Annotated in this window: 1 protein-coding gene; it reads right to left on the bottom strand. The window is 45.0% G+C overall.

All coding sequences use genetic code 11. The features are described 5' to 3' along the window. Positions 1-31 precede the first annotated feature (31 nt). Positions 32-402, bottom strand: a 371-nt coding sequence (gene lepB / locus ACTHS3_RS17140) for a signal peptidase I (RefSeq protein WP_440368658.1), incomplete at its 5' end; no start/stop codon positions are given.

Raw genomic sequence — 402 nt, 5'->3', positions numbered from 1 at the left:
ATTTCAGACAGCCTTTTAATCTGTTTATTGCTTATTTGATACTGGTACCGATACGGCTGAGTTCTCCAAAGTTCATCCAAACGAAGAAGGCTTTACCGACAATCAACTTGTCATCGACAAATCCCCAATAACGGGAGTCGGCGCTGTTGTCGCGGTTGTCACCCATCGCGAAATAACGGCCTTCAGGAACTTTACAGATAAAGCCATTGCCGTCTTCTGCGTATTCGCAATTTTCCAAACCGCTTGTTTCAATCGAGTAATTGCTTTCAGGCATCACTTCGGAGGTGTATTTGTTCAATACGGCAATAGATACGGAAGGCTGACCGGCCTCTTTGACAACGTCAAAGTTTTTGCCGTTCAAGGCCGTCTGAAAACGCTCAAGCGTATGAATCATAGACGGAT

It is taken from the genome of Neisseria sp. P0009.S007, assembly GCF_051962515.1.
Note: the sequence above shows the minus strand (reverse complement) of the source record. Positions and strands in the feature narration are given on the sequence as shown.